Origin of the sequence: Vibrio genomosp. F6, assembly GCF_005146325.1 — a bacterium.
Taxonomy (GTDB): Bacteria; Pseudomonadota; Gammaproteobacteria; order Enterobacterales; family Vibrionaceae; genus Vibrio; species Vibrio cortegadensis.
Genome location: NZ_SYUT01000036.1, coordinates 2,489 through 5,638, shown reverse-complemented (window position 1 = coordinate 5,638; position 3,150 = coordinate 2,489). Strand labels below are relative to the sequence as shown.

The 3,150-nt window shown below is 40.5% G+C and carries 4 protein-coding genes; 1 reads left to right on the top strand and 3 read right to left on the bottom strand.

Annotated features, from left to right (window positions below; all coding sequences use genetic code 11):
- Positions 1 to 518 (top strand): TIR domain-containing protein (locus FCV43_RS14780; RefSeq protein ID WP_170961669.1); only part of this gene is annotated, 518 nt, incomplete at its 5' end.
- Between the two features lie 124 nt (positions 519 to 642).
- On the opposite strand, the gene FCV43_RS14775 is transcribed toward FCV43_RS14780, so the two are convergent.
- The 3 genes from FCV43_RS14775 to FCV43_RS14765 all read right to left on the bottom strand — a co-directional run bounded on the left by FCV43_RS14775 (position 643) and on the right by FCV43_RS14765 (position 2,974).
- A complete protein-coding gene (locus tag FCV43_RS14775; RefSeq protein WP_206380334.1) occupies positions 643 to 1,290 on the bottom strand; it encodes a DUF4145 domain-containing protein in 648 nt (215 codons plus the stop codon).
- A gap of 191 nt (positions 1,291 to 1,481) precedes the next feature.
- The gene (locus tag FCV43_RS14770) at positions 1,482 to 1,907 is read right to left on the bottom strand and encodes an RDD family protein (protein WP_240697175.1); all 426 of its coding nucleotides are present in this window, start codon (positions 1,905 to 1,907) and stop codon (positions 1,482 to 1,484) included.
- 209 nt (positions 1,908 to 2,116) lie between these two features.
- Entirely contained in the window at positions 2,117 to 2,974 is an 858-nt protein-coding gene (locus tag FCV43_RS14765; RefSeq protein ID WP_136995635.1) for a DUF6236 family protein, read from the bottom strand.
- Between the last annotated feature and the right edge of the window lie 176 nt (positions 2,975 to 3,150).

Below are 3,150 nucleotides of genomic sequence, written 5' to 3'. Positions count from 1 at the left end.
CGCAACCGCAACCGCAACCATTGTCCCAGTCCTATCCGGCAATTCAAGGACTAAATTTAGATAAGTCTACGATGAAGAATAAAGTTTTTATCGTGCATGGGCACGATGAGTTAGTGAAAGAGAAAGTAGCACGATTTATTGCTCAAGTCGGTTTAGACCCAATTATCCTTCACGAACAATTTAGTGGTAGCAAAACTATAATTGAAAAAATTGAGCATTACGCTGATCAAGCTTGTTACGCAATAGTACTTTACACCCCGTGTGATAGAGGAGCAAAAGCCAATGAAAAATCACCCAAGTACAGAGCGAGACAGAACGTTGTATTTGAACATGGTTACTTCATAGGAAAGCTCGGGCGAGATAAAGTTACAGCTGTTGTTAAAGGTGACATTGAACTCCCAAATGACTTCAGCGGTGTTGTTTATGAGAAGTTTGATGACACTGACTCGTGGAAGCTTGCACTCGCAAAAGAAATGCGTGGTGGAGCCTGTGAGATAGATCTAAATGCTCTAGCCTAAATACCTCTTAAGCCAACCCATGCTGAGGTTGGCTTATAACGCCGCATTAAGGTGTGAGCGGCGCTTGGCTATACTTGAGCGAAGCGAAACTGCCAAGCGTTGCGAATCACTCTTAAATGCTTTGTTAGGCTTGTTCTCGACGTGCACGCCTTCTATTTGCTGCTTCTTCTAAACGTTTAGGTTCTGTATAGATTCGTTCTAACAATATATATGTAAAGTCTAAGATATCAGCGGCGTCTTCTACAGTTAAAGTACCCTCGTGAGCACCATCATTGCCATCATCTTTGATACAGGTAGACAAATCACGAAGTGATTCCGGTAAAACACCATTTTCAAATAACCACGGAAGTCGCAAGCCCAAACTTCGACGAACTCGGTTTGTCAGCCCTTCGGTCTGCTCCGGTAACAAATTTTGAGTCGCTATATCTAAACACAACCTAAACATGGTTGCTGCTGCATTATTGCAGCCAATAGCCATACAGGCAGCACCCTCATTAAATACTCGCTCAATATCTTCAGGCAAATATTCTGGTGGTTGTTCAGATGACTGATCTCTAATTGACACATGACGCTCTACATTCACTAGTTGGTTAGCAGAACCATGAAAATTTTCCAAACCACCATTTGCAATACCATTAAATCTCGGCTCCTTTTGGGAAACGACAAATAATGATGGTTTTCCGCAATTGCGGCAGATACAGAACGCTTCCAAAACACATTGCCAACCATGCCGCTCTCCAACAACCACTTGATTTAATAGATCAAATGTCATATTTGTAGCCTGACATCTAGGGCAATTTGCAACCAACTCTGTCATATTTACTCCATATTTCATTGAAAAGCCTAACGCCGCGTTAAGTGGTGAGCAACGCAGACCACCCTACCTAAACCATTGTGACATAAACACTTAAACCGAAGAAATCTGAAAATGCCAAGCGTTGGGAATCCGTCTTAAACGCTTTGTTAGGCGCGTTTTTCGAACTCTACAGCCTCGACACCACGATCTTTAGGGCGAATTACTACAGTACTGGCAATCATGTCGTGCCAACCTTGTTTTTTACCGTTGAAAGCTACCCAGATAAAACCCAAACACAGGGGAATGGTACTAACGTAATATGCAACATACCTAAGAATTGATTTACTCGTTGAAAGTGCTTCACCAGTTTTCGCATCCACAACTTTCAACTTTAACGCAATTTTACCAGGTGTCGCAGAGCGATATACCCAAAATAGAACTGTGGCTATGAATGGAAACAGCCAATTAAGTAAAAGGTCCCAGCCACCCAGAATGAAGCTTTCAGATTCGAAGTAGTAATTACCATATATCCAATATAGTAGTGGCATGGTCAACATAAGAAATAAAATTGTATCTATTAAAGCCGCTCCCAATCTTACTCAAAAACCTGCATATTCAAACTGATTACTATATTCCATTACTTTTCCTATTTTCTAATATGGACTGAATAGCTGATAACCGCCTAACGCCCAATTAAGGGGTGAACAACGCCTCCACCCAACTTAAAGCATTGTGCCATAAACACTAAACTTGAAGTAGAAGCAAAAGTGCCAAGCGTTGAGAATCCCTCTTAAATTGTTTGTTATACGAGCTCTTTCTGAATACTCGATAGGTATGCAAAATGCTTGTATTCAGCTGGGATATTTTTTCCCACGCTTAATTCCCGATAGCTAAATTTAACCGCACAAGCACCTAAAGCTGCAACATTCAAACCTTGCATATATGGTTGATAATTTTCGGGTAAATAGTTATTACCTAACATCATTGCATTGCTTACACCAAACCACGGATCTGTAGCGACAGCTGTTAACGAGCGCTTAACTCTCTGAAATCCAGTTTCTTTCATTACACGATTAAAATCATTTAAATCACGGTGAAGCTTACTAATTGCTTTATTTTTACGTTTTGGTATATCTTGACTGCCAACTACATTGTCGACAATTGAATCCATCGCATCACGTAAAGCTAGAAGTTCTGGTAATCTTTTATTTTTAAATTCGACTACTTCAGGTAAAGGGACATCGCCGGTAGGGACTTGAATAGCGTTATACAATTCGAACTCCAAACACCCCTGTTTTCTTGCATACTGATTAGGAATAATTAGCTGACTCGTAGGCTGTGCGATACTCCACTCTTCACTTTCAATTTTACTATTTTCTTCATAAGCTGCCATTTGTGTAGCTAAAGGCAATAATCCATTTTGGTCACCTCGCAACTCTCTGAATCTAACGTCAGTTGACTTCGCGATACCTTCTTGGATTAAAAAATCAACATCCTGACCGCCACCAATATGGATCATATTATTTGTTGGATAATCGATTTTATCCCAAAAAAGCAAATAATTTCTTAAGTTTATAGGCTCAACAGAACCCTTCATTTGTAAACCATGACCATTATTCAAAACTGAATAATTTGGAGTAATAATAATACCACGTTCCATTTAGCCTCCTGCTCGTGTAACGCCCAATTAAGGTGCGACAACGCTATAACACCCAAGCTAAACCATTGCACCGTAAACACAAAATTCAAACCGGAGTGAAACCGCCACGCGTTGGGAGTCACTCTTAAATTGTTTGTTATATTGCCCGCACGACAGAGCCAAGTTTAGCGCCAAGG